Origin of the sequence: Pseudomonas paraveronii, from assembly GCF_963681955.1 — a bacterium.
GTDB classification, from domain to species: Bacteria; Pseudomonadota; Gammaproteobacteria; order Pseudomonadales; family Pseudomonadaceae; genus Aquipseudomonas; species Aquipseudomonas paraveronii.
Window position 1 is genome coordinate 5,602,218 of sequence record NZ_OY817130.1, and the last position, 20,019, is coordinate 5,622,236.

17 protein-coding genes are annotated in these 20,019 nt (G+C 61.8%); 12 read left to right on the forward strand and 5 right to left on the reverse strand.

Going from position 1 to position 20,019, the window contains the following annotated elements; genetic code table 11:
- Positions 1 to 150 precede the first annotated feature (150 nt).
- Positions 151 to 1,803: an acyl-CoA dehydrogenase family protein gene (locus U5A08_RS25895; protein WP_253399390.1), complete on the reverse strand. Its 1,653-nt coding sequence runs from the start codon at positions 1,801 to 1,803 to the stop codon at positions 151 to 153.
- A 67-nt stretch (positions 1,804 to 1,870) separates the two neighbouring features.
- The gene (locus U5A08_RS25900) at positions 1,871 to 4,264 is read right to left on the reverse strand and encodes a hybrid sensor histidine kinase/response regulator (protein WP_321849107.1); all 2,394 of its coding nucleotides are present in this window, start codon (positions 4,262 to 4,264) and stop codon (positions 1,871 to 1,873) included.
- Positions 4,265 to 4,552: 288 nt separating this feature from the next.
- Here U5A08_RS25900 and U5A08_RS25905 point away from each other — a divergent pair, with 288 nt between their 5' ends.
- The 4 genes from U5A08_RS25905 (at position 4,553) to U5A08_RS25920 (ending at position 8,072) form a co-directional block, all read left to right on the forward strand.
- Positions 4,553 to 5,350, forward strand: a complete 798-nt coding sequence (locus tag U5A08_RS25905; RefSeq protein WP_253399394.1) for a hydroxymethylpyrimidine/phosphomethylpyrimidine kinase — start codon at positions 4,553 to 4,555, stop codon at positions 5,348 to 5,350.
- 18 nt (positions 5,351 to 5,368) lie between these two features.
- On the forward strand, positions 5,369 to 5,998 hold the full coding sequence (gene thiE, locus U5A08_RS25910) for a thiamine phosphate synthase (RefSeq protein ID WP_253399396.1): 630 nt from the start codon (positions 5,369 to 5,371) through the stop codon (positions 5,996 to 5,998).
- Between the two features lie 11 nt (positions 5,999 to 6,009).
- Complete coding sequence (gene hemL / locus U5A08_RS25915) at positions 6,010 to 7,293, forward strand: glutamate-1-semialdehyde 2,1-aminomutase (RefSeq protein WP_321849109.1); 1,284 nt, start codon at positions 6,010 to 6,012, stop codon at positions 7,291 to 7,293.
- Positions 7,294 to 7,517: 224 nt separating this feature from the next.
- Positions 7,518 to 8,072: a tetratricopeptide repeat protein gene (locus tag U5A08_RS25920; protein ID WP_247403760.1), complete on the forward strand. Its 555-nt coding sequence runs from the start codon at positions 7,518 to 7,520 to the stop codon at positions 8,070 to 8,072.
- A gap of 42 nt (positions 8,073 to 8,114) precedes the next feature.
- On the opposite strand, the gene U5A08_RS25925 is transcribed toward U5A08_RS25920, so the two are convergent.
- Positions 8,115 to 8,441 carry a DUF1820 family protein gene (locus tag U5A08_RS25925; RefSeq protein WP_003194436.1) on the reverse strand — a complete coding sequence of 109 codons (327 nt, stop codon included), beginning with the start codon at positions 8,439 to 8,441 and terminating at the stop codon, positions 8,115 to 8,117.
- 131 nt (positions 8,442 to 8,572) lie between these two features.
- Between U5A08_RS25925 and miaB the strand changes: the two genes are divergently transcribed.
- The 5 genes from miaB (at position 8,573) to lnt (ending at position 13,949) form a co-directional block, all read left to right on the forward strand.
- Positions 8,573 to 9,901, forward strand: coding sequence for a tRNA (N6-isopentenyl adenosine(37)-C2)-methylthiotransferase MiaB (gene miaB, locus U5A08_RS25930; protein ID WP_321849111.1), 1,329 nt, complete (start codon positions 8,573 to 8,575; stop codon positions 9,899 to 9,901).
- A 181-nt stretch (positions 9,902 to 10,082) separates the two neighbouring features.
- The gene (locus tag U5A08_RS25935; protein ID WP_017848326.1) at positions 10,083 to 11,084 is read left to right on the forward strand and encodes a PhoH family protein; all 1,002 of its coding nucleotides are present in this window, start codon (positions 10,083 to 10,085) and stop codon (positions 11,082 to 11,084) included.
- Positions 11,077 to 11,535, forward strand: a complete 459-nt coding sequence (ybeY, locus tag U5A08_RS25940) for an rRNA maturation RNase YbeY (protein WP_253399402.1) — start codon at positions 11,077 to 11,079, stop codon at positions 11,533 to 11,535. The genes U5A08_RS25935 and ybeY overlap by 8 nt, the downstream gene beginning before the upstream one ends.
- A gap of 42 nt (positions 11,536 to 11,577) precedes the next feature.
- The gene (locus U5A08_RS25945) at positions 11,578 to 12,417 is read left to right on the forward strand and encodes a CorC family transporter (RefSeq protein WP_253399404.1); all 840 of its coding nucleotides are present in this window, start codon (positions 11,578 to 11,580) and stop codon (positions 12,415 to 12,417) included.
- An 8-nt stretch (positions 12,418 to 12,425) separates the two neighbouring features.
- Entirely contained in the window at positions 12,426 to 13,949 is a 1,524-nt protein-coding gene (gene lnt, locus U5A08_RS25950; RefSeq protein WP_321849113.1) for an apolipoprotein N-acyltransferase, read from the forward strand.
- Positions 13,950 to 14,063: 114 nt separating this feature from the next.
- Here lnt and U5A08_RS25955 read toward each other — a convergent pair whose 3' ends face one another.
- Together U5A08_RS25955 and U5A08_RS25960 are read right to left on the reverse strand one after the other, a co-directional pair.
- Entirely contained in the window at positions 14,064 to 14,825 is a 762-nt protein-coding gene (locus U5A08_RS25955; RefSeq protein WP_253399407.1) for a YdcF family protein, read from the reverse strand.
- Positions 14,826 to 14,933: 108 nt separating this feature from the next.
- Complete coding sequence (locus U5A08_RS25960; RefSeq protein WP_247398652.1) at positions 14,934 to 15,251, reverse strand: hypothetical protein; 318 nt, start codon at positions 15,249 to 15,251, stop codon at positions 14,934 to 14,936.
- A gap of 262 nt (positions 15,252 to 15,513) precedes the next feature.
- Here U5A08_RS25960 and leuS point away from each other — a divergent pair, with 262 nt between their 5' ends.
- The 3 genes from leuS to holA all read left to right on the forward strand — a co-directional run bounded on the left by leuS (position 15,514) and on the right by holA (position 19,892).
- Positions 15,514 to 18,120 (forward strand): leucine--tRNA ligase, encoded by a 2,607-nt coding sequence (gene leuS, locus U5A08_RS25965; RefSeq protein ID WP_321849114.1) that lies wholly within the window; start codon positions 15,514 to 15,516, stop codon positions 18,118 to 18,120.
- 89 nt (positions 18,121 to 18,209) lie between these two features.
- Complete coding sequence (locus U5A08_RS25970; RefSeq protein ID WP_253399413.1) at positions 18,210 to 18,815, forward strand: LPS-assembly lipoprotein LptE; 606 nt, start codon at positions 18,210 to 18,212, stop codon at positions 18,813 to 18,815.
- A gap of 39 nt (positions 18,816 to 18,854) precedes the next feature.
- The gene (gene holA / locus U5A08_RS25975; protein ID WP_253399414.1) at positions 18,855 to 19,892 is read left to right on the forward strand and encodes a DNA polymerase III subunit delta; all 1,038 of its coding nucleotides are present in this window, start codon (positions 18,855 to 18,857) and stop codon (positions 19,890 to 19,892) included.
- Positions 19,893 to 20,019 lie beyond the last annotated feature (127 nt).

Genomic DNA, 20,019 nt, shown 5'->3' on the forward strand with positions numbered 1-20,019 from the left:
GCAAACTTTGAATTGGCATGCCTACTCAAGAAGAGCTCAGTCCCTGTGGGAGTCGGGCTTGCCCGCGATAGCGGTGGGTCATTGCCATAACGGGAGGCTGGCACACCGCGATCGCAGGCAAGCCAGCTCCCACATGTTGACCGCGTGTATTCAAAGGGCCTGTGGCGTGGACCGCGCGACAATCGCCTCAACATCCACCCCACGAGGCAAGGCGCCATACACGCGCCCCGACGACTCACCCAGCCGGCTGGCGATGAACCCATCGCTGACCGCCGCATTCCCGGCCTCCAGCAACAACTTGGCCTGCAACGCCACGGCAATGTCCTCGGTCAGTTGCCGTGCGCGGTATTGGATGTCCTGGGTGTCCATGAACGCCGCTTTCAGTTGCTCGATATGCTGCGCCAACCGCCTGTCGCCATGCCCGTCACCCAGTTCGACAAACAGCGCTTCCAGCACACCCGGCTCTTTCGACAATGCGCGCAGCACGTCCAGGCACTGCACATTGCCGGAACCTTCCCACGTCGAATTCACCGGCGCCTCGCGATACAAGCGCGGCAGGATGCTGTCCTCCACATAACCGGCACCGCCCATGCACTCGGCGGCTTCGTTGATCATCGCGGGCGCGCGCTTGCAGATCCAATACTTGCCCACCGCGGTCACCAGCCGGGAGAACTTGGCTTCCTGCTCATCCCCCAAATGATCGAGGGCGCGGCCCATGCGCAGGCTCAAGGCCAGCGCGGCTTCGCTTTCCAGCGCCAGGTCGGCCAGCACGTTTTGCATCAGCGGTTGTTCGCTGAGTACGCGACCGCTGACCGAGCGATGGGCGCAATGGTGACTGGCTTGGGTCAGCGCCTGGCGCATCAAGGCGCTGGAGCCGACCATGCAATCGAAGCGGGTCATGGCGACCATTTCGATGATAGTCGGCACGCCACGGCCTTCTTCGCCGACCATCCAGGCCAGGGCGCCGCGAAACTCGACTTCGCTGGAGGCGTTCGAGCAATTGCCGAGTTTGTTTTTCAGGCGCTGGATATAGAACTGGTTGCGCGTGTCATCCGGACGGTGCCGGGGCAGCAGGAAGCAGGTCAGGCCCTTGTCGGTCTGGGCCAGGGTGAGGAACGCATCGCACATCGGCGCTGAGCAAAACCACTTGTGCCCCACCAGTTCATAGGCTTGGCCGGGGCCGCCCGCGCCCACGGGGTAAGCACGGGTGGTGTTGGCGCGCACGTCGGTGCCGCCCTGTTTCTCGGTCATCGCCATGCCGATAGTGGCGCCGGCCTTGTGGGCGATGCCGACATTGCGCGGGTCGTAGTCGGTGCTGAGGATTTTCGGCAGCCAGGTCTGGGCCAGGTCCGGTTGCAGGCGCAGGGCCGGGACGCAGGCGAAGGTCATGGTCAACGGGCAGCCAGTGCCGGCTTCGGCCTGGCTGTGCAGGTAAGTCAGGGCGGCACGCGCCACATGGGCGCCGGATTGTGGATGCGCCCACGGCAGCGATGGCAGGCCATGTTCGACGGCAGTGCGCATCAGCTCGTGGTAGGCCGGGTGAAACTCCACCAGGTCGATACGATGGCCATAGCGGTCATGGCTGCTGAACTGTGGTTTGTTCTGATTCGCCAGAAACCCGGCCGCCATCAGCGGCCCGCCGGCCAGCGCACCGTAGGCATCGATGCGCGGCGCGGCCCAGCCGGCGCCGAAGCGGCGCGACCAGTCTTGCAGCGGCACGTCGATGCGGTACAGGTTGACGCCGTCCAGGGAGGGCGGCTGGTTGGTGACGTCGTGGGTTTCGGCGAACTGATGCAGGTTCATGACGGGCCTCCTGGAAAAAGGCCATCTGGGTTGCGGCCCGAATTTCAGTTAAGCACCATCATCTCGCTTAAAAAAGTGGCATACGCGCCGAATGTCCGGCGCTTTCGCCCTCTGAGTGGCACAACAGCCGGCGCTCCAATACCGCCTGCAGCGCGTCGAAACGTACCGGTTTGACCAGGCGTTCGGTGATGCCGATGCCATGGCAGCGCTCACGTTCAGACACATTCAGCGTGGCGCCCAGGGCGATCACCGGTAACTCGCCGCAGCCGGGCAACGCACGAATCTGACAGCACAACGAGAAGCCGTCTTCAGGTGTATCCAACAGCACCGCGTCGAAGGTTTCCCCCTGCAACGCTGCCAACGCTGCCGGCCCGCTGTCGACGGTTTTCACCCGATAACCGAGCTTGAGCAACATGCCACGCACCGCCCACTGGCCGACGCTGTTGTCGTCCACCAACAGCACGGTGCACTGCGCAGGCGCGCGTTCGCGCTCAGGGCTCGCCGGGCGTGGCTCGAGCTGCAGCGCGGCGACCGCCAGTTCCAACTGGAAGCGACTGCCCTTGCGTGGTTCGGAATGATGGGTGAGGCGCCCGCCGAGTAATTCGATCAGTTGCCGGCAGATCGCCAGACCAATCCCCAGGCCGCCGTATTCGCGCGTCGTCGAGCCATCGAGCTGGAAGAAACGCTGGTACAGGGTGGCCTCGTCGAGAAAAGCAAAGCCGATGCCCGTGTCGGTGACGATAAAACTCAGGCGCACGCCGCCGTCGCTCAGGGGCACGCCGACCACCCGCAGACGCACGGCGCCTTCGTGGGTGAACTTGAAGGCGTTGTCCAACAGGCAATCCAGGCACTGGCTGAGTTTGTCGGCGTCACCGCGCAGGCGGTCGGGCAACTCGTCGGCGACATCGATGGAAAAGGCCAGGCCTTTGCTCTGCGCGCTGGCGCTGAACTGCTGACGCAAGGTGTCGAGCACGCCGCGCAGGCTGAACACCTTGGGCTGGGCGCTCAGGCGTCCGGCCTGCAATTCGGTGAGGGTGAGAATGCCATTGACCATGCGCATCATGTCCCGCGCCGAGCCGGCGGCGGTTTGCTGGTACTGCGCCAGGTCGTCGTCCAGGGGCACGGTCTGCATCAGCTCAAGGGAGCCGATCACGCCATTCATCGGCGTGCGCAGTTCGTGGGTCAGGGTGGCGAGGAACTCGTCTTTGAGCCGGTTACTGCGGGCCAACTGCTGGTTGAGCACTTCGAGCTTCTGGCTCGCGTCGTAGAGGGTCTGCGCCTGTTGCTCACGCATGCTGTTGATGCGGTCCGCCAGGGCCAGGGACAACAGCGCCACTTCGATCGCCGAGCCGATCTGGCTGGCGTACATGGTGAGGAACACGTTGGGTAGGTAGCCCAGCACCATCAGGGTGTTGACCACACCGCCCAGCAGGAACGCCGACCAGGCAATGATGAAATAGCGCGCCACCCGCTGCCCGCAGTACCAGGCCTTGATGGCGGCGACAAAGATGGTCACGGTAAACACCAGCGCCAGACCGGTCGCCAGGCGCAGCGCCAGGGCGTAGCTGGTCATCAGCGAGAGCAGCATCACCACCGCGCCGCAGGCCACCAACCCCAGCAACAGGCGATTGATCCAGCGGCTGTGCTGGGCCGTGTGCAGGAAGCTGCGGGCGAATAAGCTGCCAAACAGCGCCGCCGAGCCGATCAGGAAGGGCGTCGCAGCATTCGCCCACCAGGGGTTGTTCGGCCAGAAATACTCCACCGCCGCGCCGTTCACCGACAACTGGTACAGGCCGAACGAGGCGATGTAGAAGATGTAATAAAGGTAGCTGGTGTCGCGCACGCTGAGGTAGATGAACAGGTTGTACACCAGCATCCCCAGCAACACGCCATAGATCAGGCCCAATACGTACAGGCGCAGCGGTTGCTGCTCAAGGTAGGCGGTGCTGGACCACAGCGTCAGCGGCGCCTGGATCGAGCCTTCGCTTTGCAGGCGCAGGTAGACGGTCTTGGTTTCGCCCGGCGTGAAGTCGACCTTGAACAGGTAGTTGTTCTGGCGAATCTCGCGACTGGAAAACGGCAGGGCATCCCCGGTGCGACCGGCCAGGCGGTAGTTGCCGGTGCTGTCGGGCAGGTACAGGTCAAGGTGGTCGAGGGGCGGATAGGCTAACTCCAGCAGCCAGGTGCGCTGGGCTTCAGGCTGCTTGGGCAGGTAGCGCAGGTTGACCTTGAGCCAGAACACCGAGCGCGAATAGCCGGCGTTGAGGGTGTCCTTGTCGTGGGGTTTGAACTGTGTGGCGGCGGCGGGAGCACTCACATCGGCGATGGTCAGGGCGTTAGTCGGGTCTTCGAGCACTTGCATGGCACGGCCCAAGGGCAGGCTTCGAGTGTCTTGGGTGAACTCAATGGCGTTGGCGAACAACGGTAGCCCGCACAACAATAAAATCAGCAAATAGCGCATAGAGCCCCAGCGTGGCCTGTCCGGTTATGTCAAATAGCCCCCCATTCCTTTTGAGAAGACGTATACCGGCGATACAGTAAGTTATTTGAATCCACTTTAGCATAGCCGTTAAAGGCCATTGGACACCATCGAGATAATTTTTACAGAGGCTCTAGAACAAGGCTTTCGGCGATTTTTTCAACTAAAAATCGATACTAGCAAACAGCCATAAATACCCACGGATACAGACAAAATTCAGGCATCGCCAGACGGCCACGCCAAAAGCGTTTGGTGGTAAGCTCGCGCACCATGAATATCTACAGCTCTCGCCCCGTTGTCCTCTGTCTCTCCGGCCATGATCCCAGTGGTGGCGCCGGCTTGCAGGCAGATATCGAAGCCCTGCTCGCCCAGGGTTGCCATGCGGCTCCGGCCGTTACCGCGCTGACGGTGCAGAACACCGTCAATGTCAGCGATTTCCGCGTGCTCGACCGCGAGTGGGTACTGGCCCAGGCCAATGCCGTACTCGGCGATTCGCAAGTGGCGGCGGTCAAGCTGGGCATGCTCGGTTCCACCGCGATGGTCGACACCGTGGTCGAACTGCTGCAGGCGCACCCGCACTTGCCGGTGGTGTGCGACCCGGTGCTGCGCGCCGGTGGCGGTGGCAGCCTGGGCAAGGACGAAGTCGGCTACGCCATGCGCGAGCGGCTGTTGCCGCTGTCGCTGATCGCCACGCCCAACCTGCCCGAAGCGCGCATCCTTGCCGAACTGCCTGAGGGCACGGCGGACGAATGCGCTGAAAAGCTGTTGCCGTTTATCAAGCACCTGCTGATTACCGGCGGCCATGGCGATGAGCATCAAGTCCACAACCGCCTATACAGCCGCGACGGCACGCGCCAGACCTTTACCTGCCAGCGCCTGCCCGGCAGCTATCACGGTTCGGGGTGTACGCTGGCCAGCGCGCTGGCTGGCCGGATCGCCCAGGGTGAAGGCCTGGTCAGCGCCGTGCAATCGGCCCTCAACTACACTTGGCGCACCCTGCGTGACGCCGAACAACTCGGCCAGGGCCAGTTCGTGCCTCGCCGGCTGCCGCTGGATTTCTGCTCGTAACACCAAGAGGCCTGCCCGATGAAACTACGTGGCCTTTATGCCATTACCGACAGCCAATTATTGGCCGGCAAATTCCTCGCCTACGTCGAAGCGGCGCTGGATGGCGGCGTGACCCTGTTGCAGTACCGCGACAAAAGCAGCGACGAGGCCCGGCGTCTGCGTGAAGCTGAAAAGCTGCGGGAACTGTGCTCGCGCTACAAGACCCGACTGATCATCAACGATGACGCCGAGCTGGCCGCGCGCCTGGGCGTCGGCGTACACCTGGGCCTGACCGACGGCCCCCTGACCACAGCCCGTGCGTTGCTGGGCTCCAAGGCGATCATCGGCGCCACCTGCCACAGCCAGATCGAACTGGCCGAGCAGGCCGCGAAAGAAGGCGCCAGCTACGTCGCCTTCGGCCGCTTCTTCAACTCCAGCACCAAGCCCGGCGCCCCCGCCGCCAGCGTCGAAATGCTGGCCCAGGCCCGCGCGCGCTTGCAGTTGCCGATCTGCGTGATCGGTGGCATCACCCTGGAGAATGCCGAACCGCTGGTGGCCCACGGTGCCGACCTGCTCGCGGTGGTCCACGGCCTGTTTGGTGCCGACAGCACCCAGGAAGTCACGCGCCGCGCCCGCGCCTTCAACGATCTTCTTAAATATTCAGTTTAGAGAGCCCGATCATGTCCCGTTCCGAAACCCTGTTTGCCAATGCCCAGAAACACATCCCCGGTGGTGTGAACTCCCCCGTGCGTGCGTTCAAGAGCGTGGGCGGCACGCCGCTGTTCTTCAAGCATGCCGAAGGCGCCTACGTCACCGACGAAGACGACAAGCGCTATGTGGATTACGTAGGTTCCTGGGGGCCGATGATCCTCGGCCACAGCCACCCGGACGTATTGGATGCGGTGCGCAAGCAACTGGAACACGGCCTGTCCTACGGCGCCCCGACCGCGATGGAAACCGAAATGGCCGATCTGGTCTGCGCGATCGTGCCGTCGATGGAGATGGTGCGCATGGTCAGCTCCGGCACCGAGGCCACCATGAGCGCGATTCGCCTGGCCCGTGGTTTCACCGGTCGCGACAGCATCATCAAATTCGAAGGTTGCTACCACGGTCACTCCGACAGCCTGCTGGTGAAAGCCGGTTCCGGCCTGCTGACCCAAGGCGTGCCAAGCTCGGCCGGTGTGCCGGCGGCCTTCGCCAAACATACCCTGACCCTGCCGTTCAACGACATCGCGGCCGTCGAGCAGATGCTCAATGAAGTCGGCAAGGAAGTGGCGTGCATCATCGTCGAACCGGTCGCTGGCAACATGAACTGCGTACCGCCGGCCCCGGGCTTCCTCGAAGGCCTGCGCGAGCAATGCGACAAGCACGGCGTGGTGCTGATTTTCGACGAAGTGATGACCGGTTTCCGCGTGGCCCTCGGTGGCGCTCAGGCGCATTACGGCGTGACGCCGGACCTGAGCACCTTCGGCAAGATCATCGGCGGCGGCATGCCGGTGGGCTGCTTCGGCGGCAAGCGCGAAATCATGCAGCACATCGCGCCGCTGGGCCCGGTGTACCAGGCGGGCACCTTGTCCGGCAACCCGCTGGCCATGGCCGCCGGCCTGACCACCCTGCGTCTGATCAGCCGCCCGGGCTTCCACGCCGAGCTGACCGACTACACCTCCCGCCTGCTCGACGGCCTGCAACAGCGCGCCGATGCCGCCGGCATTCCGTTTGTCACTACGCAAGCAGGCGGCATGTTCGGCCTGTATTTCAGCGGTGCCGACAATATCGTCACCTTTGAGGACGTGATGGGCAGCGACGCCGACCTGTTCAAGCGCTTCTTCCACCTGATGCTGGATGGCGGCGTGTACCTGGCACCGAGCGCCTTTGAAGCCGGCTTCACCTCGATCGCCCATGGCGACGCCGAGTTGAAACTGACCCTGGACGCTGCCGAACGCGCTTTCGCCGCACTGAAATAACTGACACAAAAATCTGACGCGGCCCCGGGCGGCGTCAGATTTGCTACTTTGCTTACAGATTTTTCCTAACTTTTTCGAGAAAACTCCTGCAATCCGGCAGATAACTTGCCTAAGCAGCAGAAAAACGAGTAAAGACTTTGTAAGCAGAGGCCTGCTTATTTCATAATGCGCGCTTATTGGACCCCCGAGGGTCCGCGCGCCCCGTCAGAGGTAAGTCGATTCCCATGAAACGCACCGGCCGCACCCTGGTCCTGGGCTGCCTGTTGCTCCTTCAGCCGCTGCTGGCACATGCACAAGCAGGCGGCAACTCGTTGTTAATCCCAGCGATGGGTCGTTGCACCCTCAATACCCAGCCAGACAGCCAGGCCGAAGCGCTGAGCGCGTGCCATAAACAGGCCGACGGCGGGGATGCGCAGGCGCAATACGAGTTGGGCGAGTACTACCACGACAGCAAGAACCCCGCGCGCGACCTCAACAAAGCGTTGAACTACTTCGAGAAAGCCTCGCTGCAGGGCCACGCCCAGGCACAATTCCAGCTGGGCACCATGTTCTTCCATGGTGAAGGCGTGCCGGCCAATAACGTCCAGGCGTATATCGTGCTGAAAATGGCCGCGGTCAACGGCGCCGAGGACGCGCTGGACACGGCCGACGAAGTCGCCGAGCACATGCAGCGCGATGAACTGGAACTGGCAACCCAGGTGCTGGGCCAGATCTTCCGCAACTACCTGCAGGAACTGCAGAGCGCGGATGGGCGTTCGCCGTTCTCGCCCCTGCCCTGATCGACCGGTGGCGAGAGTGCTTTCCCCCTCGCTGCAAACGCCCTACTTCTCAGGCATCGGCATCGGAAACGGCATGACATTACTCGTGCCACGGGCTTCGCTGATCTTCGGCGTACCCAGGCGCTCGACTTCATCGATGCGCACAATCGAATGCATCGGCACAAAACTGCGCACCACGCCTTCGAACTGGGCCTTGAGTTTTTCCTCGCCCGGGTCGACGACCAGCTGTGTGCGCTCGCCAAAGACGAACTCTTCCACTTCCAGGAAGCCCCACAGATCACTTTGATAGATCTGCTTGGCGTACATTTCGAACACCTGGCCCTGGTTGAGGAAAATCACCTTGTAGATTGGAGCTTCACGTTTGGTCATGGTGGGCGGGGAACACATCGGGGATTTAAAAGAGGGCGCGAACTATAGCATGGCGCCCGATGCACAGTGCTAGGAACCGATGGACATGACCCCTATAATGCGCGGTTCTTTACCACCAGTTGACGATTCCCATGGCCAAGAAGCTCTACATTGAAACCCACGGTTGCCAGATGAACGAGTACGACAGCTCGCGCATGGTCGATCTGCTGGGTGAACATCAGGCCCTGGAAGTCACCGCTCGCGCCGAAGATGCCGACGTGATCCTGCTCAATACCTGCTCGATCCGCGAACGAGCCCAAGACCGCGTGTACTCGCAGCTGGGCCGCTGGCGCGAATTGAAACTGGCCAACCCGGAGATGGTGATCGCCGTCGGCGGTTGCGTCGCCAGCCAGGAAGGCGCCGCCATCCGCGACCGCGCGCCCTACGTGGATGTGGTCTTCGGCCCGCAAACCCTGCACCGCCTGCCGGAAATGATCGACGCTGCGCGCCTCACCAAGCTGCCTCAGGTCGACGTCTCATTCCCGGAAATCGAAAAATTCGACCATTTGCCCGAACCGCGCATCGATGGGCCGAGCGCCTACGTGTCGGTGATGGAGGGTTGCAGCAAGTACTGCACCTTCTGCGTGGTGCCCTACACCCGTGGTGAAGAAGTCAGCCGGCCGTTTGACGATGTGCTGTCAGAAATCATCCACCTGGCCGAAAACGGCGTGCGCGAAGTGACCCTGCTGGGCCAGAACGTCAACGGCTATCGCGGCCAGACTCAGGACGGGCGCCTGGCAGACCTCGCGGAGCTGATCCGTGTCGTCGCCGCAGTGGATGGCATCGAGCGTATTCGCTACACCACCTCACACCCGCTGGAATTCTCCGACAGCCTGATCCAGGCCCATGCCGAGGTGCCGGAACTGGTCAAGCACCTGCACTTGCCGGTGCAATCGGGTTCGGACCGCATCCTGTCGGCAATGAAGCGCAACCACACCGCCCTGGAATACAAATCCAAACTGCGCAAATTGCGTGCGGCAGTGCCGGGCATCTGCATCAGCTCGGACTTTATCGTCGGCTTCCCCGGCGAGACCGAGAAAGACTTCCAGCAAACCATGAAGCTGATTGAAGACGTCGGTTTCGACTTTTCCTACTCGTTCGTCTACAGCCAGCGCCCCGGCACCCCGGCAGCCGATTTGGCCGATGACACCCCGGAAGCGTTGAAAAAAGAGCGTTTGAACGCCCTGCAGCATCGCCTGAATCAGCAGGGCTTCGAGATCAGCCGACAAATGGTGGGGTCTACCCAGCGCATCCTCGTCACCGACTACTCGAAGAAAGACCCGGGCGAACTGCAAGGCCGCACCGAGAACAACCGCATCGTCAACTTCCGTTGCGACAACCCGACCCTGATCGGCCAGTTTGCCGATGTCCACATCGATGCGGCGCAACCGCACTCGTTGCGTGGGTCTCTGGTGCAATAAATGTGGGAGGGGGCTTGCCCCCGATTGCGGTACATCAGCAGCACATGAGCTGCCTGACACTCCGCTATCGGGGGCAAGCCCCCTCCCACACTGGATCGGGTTGGATAAGTGCTTTCGCACACTGGCGCGTGGCGTTATCCTCTCTTTCACCTCAACAGCCAAAGGGCGGCTAAAAGCGACCTTGAACGCACCCATCGAACCCCATCGTTTTCTCCTCGAGCCGTTTGAGGCTCGCCGTTTCGCCAATCTGTGCGGACAGTTCGACGAGCACCTGCGCCTGATCGAACAACGCCTGAGCATCGAGATCCGCAACCGCGGCAATCAATTCGAGCTGATTGGTGAACCCCAGCACACCACGTCTGCAGAAAACCTGCTCCGCCGCCTCTACCGCGAAACCAAGGGTAGTGAGCTGTCGCCGGAGACGGTCCACCTGTACCTGCAGGAATCTGCCGTGGAAGACCTGGCCAACAACCCGGTGGCCGAAGCCAGCGTGGCCCTGCGCACCAAAAAAGGCATGATTCGCCCACGCGGCTTGAATCAGCAGCGCTACGTCAAAGAAATCCTCGGTAACGATATCAACTTCGGCATCGGCCCTGCCGGTACCGGCAAGACCTACCTGGCCGTGGCCTGCGCGGTCGACGCCCTGGAGCGCGAGCAAGTGCGCCGCATCCTGCTGGTACGCCCGGCGGTCGAGGCCGGCGAAAAGCTCGGCTTCCTGCCCGGCGACCTGGCCCAGAAGATCGACCCATACCTGCGCCCGCTCTACGATGCACTCTACGAGATGCTCGGCTTTGAATACGTGGCCAAGCTGATCGAGCGTCAGGTGATCGAAATCGCACCGCTGGCCTACATGCGCGGCCGGACCTTGAACAACAGTTTCATCATTCTCGACGAAAGCCAGAACACCACCGTCGAGCAGATGAAAATGTTCCTGACCCGTATCGGTTTCGGCTCCACCGCCGTAATCACCGGCGACGTCACCCAGGTCGACCTGCCCAAGGGCACCAAGTCGGGCCTGGCCCAGGTGATCGAGGTGCTCAAAGACGTGCCAGGCATCAGCTTCACGCACTTCATGCCCAAGGACGTGGTCCGCCACCCGCTGGTCCAGCGCATTGTCGAAGCCTACGAGCGCTTCGAACATCGCGACGACGCCCCAGCCAAGGACACCCGCCGCGATGCTTGAGCTTGACCTGCAACTGGCAACCGACGCGCACGCCCCCAGTGAAGAGCAGTTCCGTCAATGGTGCACCCTGGCCCTGCGCCAGCGCACCGCCGACTCGGAGCTGACCATCCGTCTGGTGGACGAACCCGAAGGCCGCGAACTGAATCACACCTGGCGCCAGAAGGATTACGCGACCAACGTGCTGTCCTTCCCCGCCGACGTACCCGACGAGCTACTGGATATCCCACTGCTGGGCGACCTGGTGATCTGCGTCGAAGTCGTCGAACGTGAAGCGCAGGAACAAGGCAAGGCCCTTGAGGCCCATTGGGCTCATCTGGTCATCCACGGCTGCTTGCATCTCTTGGGTTACGACCATATAGACGATGACGAAGCCGAAGAAATGGAAGCACTGGAACGATCGTTGCTTGCAGAATTGGGTCACCCTGATCCGTATGCAGATGACGAAAACTGATTAACACTCAACTGAAACATCAAAGGATTTAGAGTAATCGCTATGAGCGAAGACCGATCGAGCAACGGGCAAAAGTCATGGCTGGGCAAACTGACCCAGGCTTTTGCCCATGAGCCGAAAAACCGCCAGGAGCTCCTGGAGCTGCTGCGCGAGGCCCATCAGAACAAGTTACTGGACAGCGAAGCGCTGGCCATCGTCGAAGGCGCCATCCAGGTGGCTGACCTGCAAGTTCGGGACATCATGGTCCCGCGTTCGCAGATGATCAGCATCAAGGCGCCCCAGACCCCACGGGAATTCCTCCCGGCCGTGATCGACTCGGCGCACTCGCGCTACCCGGTGATCGGCGAAAGCCATGACGACGTCATGGGTGTCCTGCTGGCCAAGGACCTGTTGCCGCTGATCCTCAAGGAGAACGGCGACAGCTTCAACATCAAGGACCTGCTGCGCCCGGCCACCTTCGTCCCGGAATCCAAGCGCCTGAATGTGCTGCTGCGCGAGTTTCGCGCCAACCACAATCACATGGCCATTGTGATTGACGAGTACGGCGGCGTCGCGGGCCTGGTGACGATCGAAGACGTGCTGGAACAGATCGTCGGCGATATCGAAGACGAGCACGACGTCGAAGAAGACAGCTACATCAAGCCGCTGCCGAGCGGTGATTTCCTGGTCAAGGCGCTGACGCCAATCGAGAACTTCAACGAGTTCTTCGACAGCGAATTCTCCGACGACGAGTTCGACACCGTCGGCGGCCTGGTGATGAGTGCGTTCGGGCACCTGCCTAAGCGTAACGAGACCACCGTGATCGGCGCTTATCGCTTCCGCATCCTGAATGCCGACAGCCGCCGGATTCATCTGATTCGCCTGACACCTATTGCCCGTTAAGGACTGACATGCGCCGTTTCATCGCTCCCGGCTGGCCCGGTAACTTGCTGGCCGTGGTGGCCGGCGCCATCACCACCCTGGCGTTGGCGCCGTTCGATCTGTGGCCGTTTGCGCTGGTGGCAGTCGGATTGTTCTATATCGGGCTGCGGGAACTGACCCCACGCCAAGCCCTCGGCCGTGGCTGGTGTTTCGGTTTCGGCCTGTTTGGCGCTGGCACTAGCTGGATCTACTACAGCATCCACCACTTCGGCGGCGCTTCGGTGCTGCTGGCCGGCTTGCTGATGCTGGCGTTCACCGCCGCCATTGCCTTGTTCTTCGCCCTGCCCGCCTGGCTGTGGGCGCGCTGGCTGCGCCGCAATGAAGCGCCATTGGCCGATGCCCTGACATTTGCAGCATTGTGGGTCGGCCAAGAAGCGTTCCGTGGCTGGTTCCTGACCGGTTTTCCCTGGTTGTACTCCGGCTACAGTCAACTCGATGGCCCCCTCACCGGCCTCGCGCCGCTGGGCGGAATGTGGCTGATTTCCTTCGCCCTGGCCCTGACCGCCGCCGTGTTGTGCAACCTGCCGCGCCTGCTGGCGACCAAGCGCAATGCCTTCATCGGCGCCGGCCTGTTGCTGCTGGTAGCGCCCTGGGCCATCGGTCTGGCCCTCAAGCATCACGCCTGGACTTCACCGTCCGGCGACCCGCTGAGCGTGGCTGCGATCCAGGGTAATGTCGAACAAAGCATGAAGTGGGACCCCGAGCAGCTCAATGCGCAGTTGGCGCTGTACCGCGACATGAGCTTCAGCTCCAAGCGCGTCGACCTGCTGGTATGGCCGGAAACGGCCGTGCCGGTGCTCAAGGACTCCGTCGAGGGCTACCTCGGAATGATGGGCAAGTTCGCCGCCGAGCGGCACACCGCGCTGATCACCGGCGTGCCGATTCGCCAGGAAGTGCATCACCAGAAGCGCTACTTCAACGGCATCACCGTCATGGGCGAAGGCGACGGCACCTACCTCAAGCAGAAGCTGGTGCCCTTCGGCGAATATGTGCCGCTGCAAGACATGCTGCGCGGCTTGATTGCCTTCTTCGACCTGCCCATGTCGGACTTCGCCCGCGGCCCGTCCGACCAGGCGATGCTGCAGGCTAAGGGCTATCAGATCGCGCCGTTCATTTGCTATGAAGTGGTCTACCCCGAATTTGCCGCCAGCCTCTCAGCCCAAAGCGACCTGCTGCTGACCATCAGCAACGACACTTGGTTCGGCACCTCCATTGGCCCGTTGCAGCACCTGCAAATGGCGCAGATGCGTGCGCTGGAAGCCGGTCGCTGGATGATCCGCGCCACCAACAACGGCGTGACCGGGCTGATCAACCCGTATGGGCAGATCACCGCGCAGATCCCGCAGTTCGAGCGCGGTATCCTCTACGGCGAAGTGGTGCCGATGCACAACCTCACGCCGTATCTGCAATGGCGGTCGTGGCCGCTGATCGTGGTGTGCCTGGTGTTGTTTGGTTGGGCGCTGTTGGCCGGCCGGATGTCCAAAACCGTCTAACAGAATCAAATGTGGGAGGGGGCTTGCCCCCGATAGCAGTGTATCAGTCAGTAGATTTGATACTGATACACCGCAATCGGGGGCAAGCCCCCTCCCACATTTTGATTTGCGGTGCTATCGGTAGAACAACCGATACCCCACCTGCCCCACCGCCTCATTGAGCAACTGCCCGCTCTGCCACACCGACTTGAACTCCGGCATCCAGCCACCCAGCGGCCTGGCGTTATCCTGGCCGAGGAAGCCGACCGGCGCCGGCACCACGCTGAAACCGGCTTTTTCAAAGCTCCACACCGCACGCGGCATATGCCAGGCCTGGGTCACCACCACGACGCGCTTGATCCCTTCGGGCAACAAAATCTCGGCGCTCATCTGTGCATTTTCCCAGGTGGTGCGGCTGCGCTCTTCCTTCCAGCGCACCGTCACAGCGAAGTCGTCCCGCATCGACAGCGCCATCAACTCCGCCTCGCTGGGCGGCGTACCGTAGTGCAAACCGCCGCTGGTCAACACCGGCAGCCCGGAGGCCTTGGCCAATCGTGCGGCGTAACGCTGACGCTCCAGCCCGATGCCGGTTGGCTGGTCCGAACCCCAGGCTGGGTCCCCACGCTCGCGCCCCGAACCCAGTACCACAATGGCATCGGCGTGCTGGGCCAGGCTCGACCAGTCCTCCCGGGCCAACGGCGGCGCCGTCTCCAGGGCGCGAGCACTCCACTCCACCATGACCGGTAGACTCATCAGCCACATCCCGCCCAACCCGAGGGCAAAGCAACACCCGGCCAAGCGCGGGCGGCTGCGCCGAAACCACCAGGCAAGGGCCAGCAACAGCAAGAGAATGCCGGGCGGCAGCAACAATTGTTTGATGAAATAACGAATAGGCATCGAGCATCTCCATAGATGCCCGAAGCCTAAGGTGTAACGGGGTTTAGCGACAATCTTTACAAGAACGAAGCAGTGTCAGCGATGATCAGGCAGCTAAGGGGGCATGTATTACTTGAACCGCACGGCCCGATGTTTTTCCGGACCGCGAGCGGCTGACACATCCTTGAGCCACACCACCTTGGCCGACCGCACAGGCTCATTGGGTGGCGTGCAAGCCACGCCGACAGAAGCCGAGCGTTCGTTCCTTGCCAGGTAAGCCTTGATCAGTTCCATCTCCGCGTGGCTCAAGCCTCGCAGTTCCAACTCGACGGGCTGTTCATCACGCAACCGGCCCGCTGTACTTGCTGCATCCAATGCTCGACCCAAGCGGTCGATGAGTCCTTGGTAAACATCCGATTTAGATAACATTCGCTGCGATTCCACCATCCCCTCACCTCATTGAAGATAAGTCTTGCTCCCCAATAAACAGCGTAGCCCCCATGGCTGCGCCTGCCCGGCGCCGCGACAGACGGCCTCGACCGAGCAATCAGGGTTTCCCTCGATAGAGTGGGGTCATGTATGCTACGGCGCTTCCTGTAACTCCACTTCCCGCAGGGTTTGGGCACGGACGCGGCGCTTTTTGGTGTCGCTCGACCCGGACAATGTACCGAAGAGGATTAGGCCACCCCTATTCAGTTCAAAAGTAGCCATGCACGAACAATATCAGCCCCGTGAAATAGAAAATGCCGCCCAATCCTTCTGGGACGAGCAAAAGTCCTTTGAAGTCAGTGAACAGCCAGGCAAAGAGACCTTCTATTGCCTATCGATGTTCCCTTACCCCAGCGGCAAGCTACACATGGGGCACGTGCGTAACTACACCATCGGCGACGTGATTTCCCGTTACCAGCGCATGCAAGGCAAGAATGTTCTGCAACCCATGGGTTGGGACGCTTTCGGCATGCCGGCGGAAAACGCCGCGATGAAGAACAACGTAGCGCCCGCCAAGTGGACCTACGAGAACATCGCCTACATGAAGACCCAACTGCGCAGCCTGGGTCTGGCGGTGGACTGGTCCCGCGAAGTGACCACCTGCAAGCCGGACTACTATCGCTGGGAACAATGGCTGTTCACCCGCCTGTTCGAAAAAGGCGTGATCTACCGCAAGAACGGCACCGTGAACTGGGACCCGATCGACCAGACCGTGCTGGCCAACGAGCAGGTGATCGACGGTCGCGGCTGGCGTTCCGGCGCGCTGATCGAAAAGCGCGAAATTCCGATGTACTACTTCAAGATCACCGCCTACGCGGATGAACTCTTGTCGAGCCTCGACGACCTGCCGGGCTGGCCTGAACAGGTCAAGACCATGCAACGCAACTGGATCGGCAAGTCCAAGGGCATGGAAGTGCAGTTCCCGTACAACGTCGATTCGATCGGCGAAGCGGGCACCCTCAAAGTCTTCACCACCCGTCCGGACACCCTGATGGGCGCGACTTACGTCGCCGTCGCGGCTGAACACCCGCTGGCCAGCCAAGCCGCACAGAACAACCCTGAGCTGCAGGCGTTCATCGCCGAATGCAAAGGCGGCAGCGTGGCTGAAGCCGACGTCGCCACCCAGGAGAAAAAAGGCCTGCCGACCGGGCTGTTCGTCGAGCACCCGCTGACCGGCGAAAAATTGCCGGTATGGGTCGCCAACTACGTGCTGATGCACTACGGCGATGGCGCAGTAATGGCCGTGCCGGCCCACGACGAACGCGATTTCGAATTTGCCACCCAGTACAACTTGCCGATCAAGTCCGTGGTGCGCACCAGCTCGGGCGACACCAACCCAGCCCCGTGGCAAGACGCCTACGGCGAGCACGGTGAGCTGATCAACTCCGGCGAGTTCGACGGCCTGGACTTCGCCGGCGCCTTCGACGCCATCGAAGTCGCGCTGATCAAGAAAAACCTCGGTGCCTCGCGCACCCAGTTCCGCCTGCGCGACTGGGGCATCAGCCGCCAGCGTTACTGGGGCTGCCCGATCCCGATCATCCACTGCGAGACCTGCGGTGACGTGCCGGTGCCGGAAGACCAGTTGCCGGTGATCCTGCCAGAAGACGTGGTGCCGGACGGCGCCGGCTCGCCTTTGGCGCGCATGCCCGAGTTCTATGCGTGCAACTGCCCGAAATGCGGCCAGCCTGCCAAGCGTGAAACCGACACCATGGACACCTTCGTCGAGTCCTCGTGGTACTACGCCCGTTACGCCTCGCCGCACTACGAGGGCGGCCTGGTCGAGAAATCGGCGGCCGACCACTGGTTGCCGGTGGATCAGTACATCGGCGGTATCGAACACGCCATTCTTCACCTGCTGTACGCGCGCTTCTTCCACAAGCTGATGCGCGACGAAGGCCTGGTCAGCTCCAACGAGCCGTTCAAGAACCTGCTGACCCAGGGCATGGTGATCGCCGAGACGTATTACCGCCGCGAAGCCAATGGCAGTTACACCTGGTTCAACCCGGCCGATGTCGAGCTCGAGCGCGACAGCAAAGCCAAGGTCGTCAGCGCCAAGCTGATCGCCGACGGCCTGCCGGTGGAAATCGGTGGCACCGAGAAGATGGCCAAGTCGAAGAACAATGGCGTCGATCCACAGTCGATGATCGACCAGTTCGGCGCCGACACCTGCCGCCTGTTCATGATGTTCGCCTCGCCGCCTGACATGAGCGCCGAATGGTCCGACTCCGGCGTCGAGGGTTCGCACCGTTTCCTCAAGCGCGTCTGGCGCCTGGCGCACGCCCATGTCAGCCAGGGCCTGCCGGGCAAGCTGGACGTGGCGGCCTTGAGCGACGAGCAGAAAGTCATTCGCCGCAGCACCCACCTGGCCATCAAGCAAGCCAGCCAGGATGTGGGCCAGAGCCACAAGTTCAACACCGCCATCGCCCAGGTGATGACACTGATGAACGTGCTGGAAAAAGCGCCACAAGTGACCGAACAGGATCGTGCGCTGGTTCACGAAGGCCTCGAGACGGTCACCCTGCTGCTGGCCCCGATCACGCCGCACATCAGCCATGAACTGTGGAACCGCCTGGGCCACAGCGATGCCGTCATTGATGCCCGCTGGCCGGTGCAGGATGACAGCGCGTTGGTACAGGACACGCTGCAGTTGGTGATCCAGGTCAACGGCAAACTGCGTGGCCAGATCGACATGCCAGCCAGCGCCAGCCGCGAGGACGTCGAAGCGGCCGCACGCTGCAACGAGAACGTGCTGCGCTTTACCGAAGGCCTGACGATCCGCAAAGTGATCGTGGTGCCGGGTAAACTGGTCAACATCGTCGCCAGCTAAATCGGATCGGGCGCAGGGCTTGAGCACTGCGCCGAACTAAACCTTCAGGGCCTCGATAAGGCCCGCATGGTTTCAAGGGGAGCAATAAAATGATCAAACGCAATTTGCTGGTGATGGGCCTTGCTGTGCTGCTGAGCGCTTGCGGCTTCCAGCTGCGCGGTACCGGCACCAATGAACTGACCATCAAGGAATTGGACGTCAGCGCCCGCAACGCCTATGGCGAAACTGTTGTGCAACTGCGCGACACACTGGAAAACAGTGGCGTGCATGTCTACACCGGCGCGACCTACAAGCTGTACCTGGCAGACGAGAAAGAAACCCAGCGTAACCTCAGCTACGCCAGCGCCGGCCGCGCCTCCGATATCGAGCTGAACACCTCGTTGGTTTTTGAAATGCAGGGCCGCGACCATCTGCCGTTGATGGGTGACAAGATCGAAGTGCAAAAGGTCGTAAGCCACGATGGCAACAACCTGGTGGGCTCGGACTCGGAAATGACCCAGGTGCGCAAAGAAATGCGTCGTGAGCTGGTCCAGCGCGTGATGCTGCGCCTGCAACAGCTGACGCCGGAAAAACTGGAACTGCTGCAACAGGCTGCCGACAACAAGGCCAAGGCTGACGCCGATGCCCTGAAAGCCGCGCAAGAGTACGAAAACAACACGCCGAAACAATCGCCTGTTGAAGTCCCTGTAGACTAAGCCAGACGGGGCGCCCCAGGCGCCCCGTTCATCGCGCCTATGAAACTCGCCCCCGCCCAACTCGCCAAACACCTGCAAGGTGCTCTCGCGCCTGTCTATATCATCAGCGGTGATGACCCGTTGCTGTGCCAGGAAGCGGCAGACGCCATTCGCACCGCCGCACGCCAGCAAGGCTTCGACGAACGCCAGGTGTTCAGCGCCGACGCCAGTTTCGACTGGGGCACGCTGCTGCAAGCCGGCGCAAGCATGTCGCTGTTTGCCGAGAAACGCCTGCTGGAACTGCGTCTGCCGTCGGGCAAGCCGGGGGACAAGGGCGCGGCGGCCTTCATCGAGTACTGTTCGCGGCCTGCCGAAGACACGGTGTTGCTGATCAGCCTGCCCAAGCTCGACGGCAGCGCGCAGAAAACCAAGTGGGGCAAAGCGCTGGTGGAAGGGGCACAGACCCAGTTCATCCAGATCTGGCCGGTGGACAGCAATCAGTTGCCGCAGTGGATTCGTCAGCGCCTGTCCCAATCCGGGCTGTCGGCCACGCAGGACGCCGTGGAGCTGATCGCCGCCCGGGTCGAAGGCAACCTGCTTGCCGCCGCCCAGGAGATCGAAAAACTCAAGCTGATGGCCGAAGACGGGCAGATCACCGTCGAAACCGTGCAAGGCGCGGTGGCTGACAGTGCGCGCTTTGACGTGTTCGGGCTGGTGGACGCCATCCTCAATGGCGAGCCCACCCATGCCCTGCGCATGCTCGAAGGGTTGCGCGGTGAAGGCGTGGAACCGCCGGTGATTCTCTGGGCGCTGGCTCGCGAGCTGCGGGTGCTGGCCAATATTGCGCTGCAATACAGCCAGGGCACGCCGCTGGACAAATGCTTCAGCCAGGCCCGGCCGCCGGTCTGGGACAAACGCAAACCGCTGATGAGCAAAGCCCTGCAACGGCACTCGGCACAACGCTGGGCGCAATTGTTGCTGGAGGCCCAGCGCATCGATGCACAAATCAAAGGCCAGGCAGCCGGTTCGCCGTGGATGAGCCTGAGTCGTTTGTCACTGTTGATGTCTGGCCAGCGCCTGACATTACCTGCCGAATAACCCCCCTCTTAAAAACACTGCAAAACCAATGTGGGAGCAAGCCCCCTCCCACATGTTGGCGGTGTTTTCATTTCAAAAAATTTGTCAGGCTTTACAGCGGCCAGACTTCGGCAGATGATTTGCACCG